Annotated in this window: 3 protein-coding genes and 1 pseudogene; 2 read left to right on the plus strand and 2 right to left on the minus strand. The window is 70.0% G+C overall.

Features of this window, described 5'->3' with window-relative positions; genetic code table 11:
• Positions 1-332 (plus strand): annotated as a pseudogene (locus ACH107_RS31840) (hypothetical protein); the annotation flags it as partial.
• On the opposite strand, the gene ACH107_RS31845 reads toward ACH107_RS31840, so the two are convergent.
• A complete protein-coding gene (locus ACH107_RS31845; RefSeq protein WP_412509641.1) occupies positions 318-1,652 on the minus strand; it encodes a cytochrome-c peroxidase in 1,335 nt (444 codons plus the stop codon). The pseudogene ACH107_RS31840 and the gene ACH107_RS31845 overlap by 15 nt on opposite strands.
• A gap of 24 nt (positions 1,653-1,676) precedes the next feature.
• Between ACH107_RS31845 and ACH107_RS31850 the strand changes: the two genes are divergently transcribed.
• On the plus strand, positions 1,677-2,123 hold the full coding sequence (locus ACH107_RS31850; RefSeq protein WP_310690934.1) for a tetratricopeptide repeat protein: 447 nt from the start codon (positions 1,677-1,679) through the stop codon (positions 2,121-2,123).
• 237 nt (positions 2,124-2,360) lie between these two features.
• On the opposite strand, the gene ACH107_RS31855 is transcribed toward ACH107_RS31850, so the two are convergent.
• Positions 2,361-2,734: endonuclease/exonuclease/phosphatase family protein (locus ACH107_RS31855; protein WP_412509642.1), on the minus strand; the 374-nt coding region annotated here is incomplete at its 5' end.

Genomic DNA, 2,734 nt, shown 5'->3' on the forward strand with positions numbered 1-2,734 from the left:
AGGCCGTCGGGCTGACCCCGCGGCTGACGGCCGAGGCCGCGGCCACCCGCAGCGCCCCGGTGATCGCGCTGTTCCATCGCCCGCGCAGCGAACACCCGGTGGAAAGCGGCCGCGCCTACCTGCGCCTGTGCCTGGAGGCGGCGCAGCTTGGCATGGCGGGCTGGCCCATGGCGGCGCTGGCGGACCATCCTGCGACCAACGGCGAGATATGCACGCGCTTCGGCCTGGCCCCGGACCGGCGGTTGATCCAGGCGGTGCGCTTCGGCAAGCCGTCCGGCCCCGCGCCGCCACGGGCGCGCCGGCCGCTGGCCGAGGTGCTAGTCAACGGGTAACCCGCTGGGCACGCTGTCAGGCACGCCAAGGGGGCGGTCGGCGGCCGTTTCGCCGGTCAGGGCTTCCAGGAAGGCGGCGATCTCGGCGATCTCGGCCTCGGTCAGCGCCACGGGGCGGATGTCCAGCCGGGCCTTTTGCCGCTGCATCTCCAGGCGGTCCTGACGGATCGCGAAATCCGCCGGGGCCAGCCAGGGGACATCCGGCAGCCGGGCCTGCCGGGGCTGCCATGCCGCGCGGCTTTGCTTGGGGTCGGCGTGGTGGCGGATCATCGCCTCGAGCGTGGCAAAGGCGCCGTTGTGGCCATAGGGCGCGGTCAGGGCGACATTGCGCAGGGGCGGCGTGCGGAACCGGTAGGCGTCTTCCAGCAGGTCGGTTGCGCTCATCCGGCCCAAGTCGCGCGAGACCTGGTCGAAAAGCCTTGTCCGCCCCGGCCCGAAGGCGGGCAGGGACAGGGCGTGGAAATCCTGATCGGTGAACAGCGGCCCGGAATGGCAGGTCGCGCAGCGGGCCGAGCCGAAAAACAGCTGCCGCCCGCGCTCGGCATCCGCGGGCAGGGGCGTGCCCTCGGCCAGCCAGGCGTCATAGGGGCTGTCGATACTGATCCATTCCGAGGCGACGAAGGCACCGATGGCATTGCCGATCTCGACGATCGTCACCTCGCTGGGATGGTCGATATGCGCGAAGGCATCGACGAACATCTCGCCATATTCGGGGATCGTGCGCACGCGCTTGGCCAGGATCGGCCAACCCAGGTCGATGCGGTCGCGCACCGCGCCGATGACCTGGTTCTCGCCCACGTTGCCGGCCATCTCGAATTCCGAGGTCATGGGCAAAAGCGCCTGCGCGGCAAGGATATGGTCCAGGCCCGCGGGGAACCATTCCTCGGCCGGGGTGTCGAAGCCGTTGCCGAACTGGTCGGAGACTTCCAGCCGGCCATCGTGGAACAGCACCTCGACGGAGCGGTGCCCGAGGTTCCACAGGGCGGAGGCATTGCGGGGGATGCGTTTGCGGATGCGGTCTGCGCCGGTGCCGGGGGTGCGCTCGGGGCCCAGTCCCGAGCCGCCCTCGCCGATGCCCAGGCTGAGGCCGTCGCCGCCGGCGTGGTCGTGATGGTGGCAGGTCCCGCAAGAGATATTGCGGTTGCCCGACAAGATGGGGTCGTAGAACAGCAACTGCCCGATCCGGGCTTGCGCCGGGTCCGTGTCCACGAAATCATCCAGCGTCAGCGGGTCGGCCCGGGCCGCGCCCGCCAGGGCCAGAAGACCGGAGAGGACAAGATGGAACAGCTTTGGAAAGCCTGGGGAACACCGCACCTGCATGTCCTGATAGTGGCATGTTTCGCGATGCTCTCAACCCCTGTTTCCGCCGCCGATCTCGAAGAGGCGCGCGACCTGATGGAGGCGAATGAGTTCGAGGCCGCCATGGACCAGTTCCGCGTGCTGGCGCGCTCGGGCAATGCCGATGCCGAAGAGCTGATCGGGGTGATGTATGCCCTGGGGCTGGGGGTCGACCGGGACGACGAACGCGCCTTCGAGTGGTATCTGCGCGCCTCGCTCAAGGGGCATCCCGGCGCGCAGTCGGGGCTGGGCTGGTACTACGAGGTGGGCCGGGGCATCCCCGAACCCGACCTGGTGCGCGCCTACCTGTGGTACGGGCTGTCGGCCATCGGCGGCGACCCCGACGCGGTGATCTCCATAGAGGAACTGACCCCGCGCATGACCGAAGACCAGCGCGCCCGGGCCGAGGTTCTGATCGACGACTACAAGCCCTGGATGTACCCGTTCCGGTAGGGGGCCGCGTGGTCGGACGGAACTGTTCCGCAAGCGCACCACTGGCCGCAGCCAGCCCCGGAACTGCCGTTGCCATCGGCCCCTCGCGAGCCCGTGCGGGCGGTCTGGCGAGGGGCCGGGCACCTGCGGTGCCATTCCGGCCCCGGGCGACAGGTCAACGCGTGCAGAGAATTTTGAGCGCCCTATCTATGTCAACTCTGCAAACCCAAAAAGCTGCGCAAAGCTGCCTTCCGCCCCTCACACCGGCGCCACCTCGGCCAGGATCGGCAGGTGGTCCGAGGGATGCGGCCCCCTGGCCCGTGCCGGGATCTCCAGCGGGGTGACGCGCAGGTGATCGCAATGGGCGATGCGGTCCAGCGCGGCCACGGGCAGCCGGGCAGGAAAGGTGCGGCCCGGGGTCAGCACCGTGTAGTGCCGCGCCAGGCGGCCCAGCCCGGTCTTGCGGCTCCATTCGTTGAAATCCCCAAGGATCACCGTTGGCAGGGGCGGCAGCGCCTCCAGTGCCTCGCGGAGGTGGTCCAGCTGCTGGCGCCGGTTGCGCCGCAGAAGGCCCAGGTGCACGCCGACCACGCGCAGGCCCGGCAGGTCGGCGGCGATGGCACCGCGCGGCT

The sequence above is a fragment of the Roseovarius halophilus (ex Wu et al. 2025) genome (assembly GCF_047086965.1).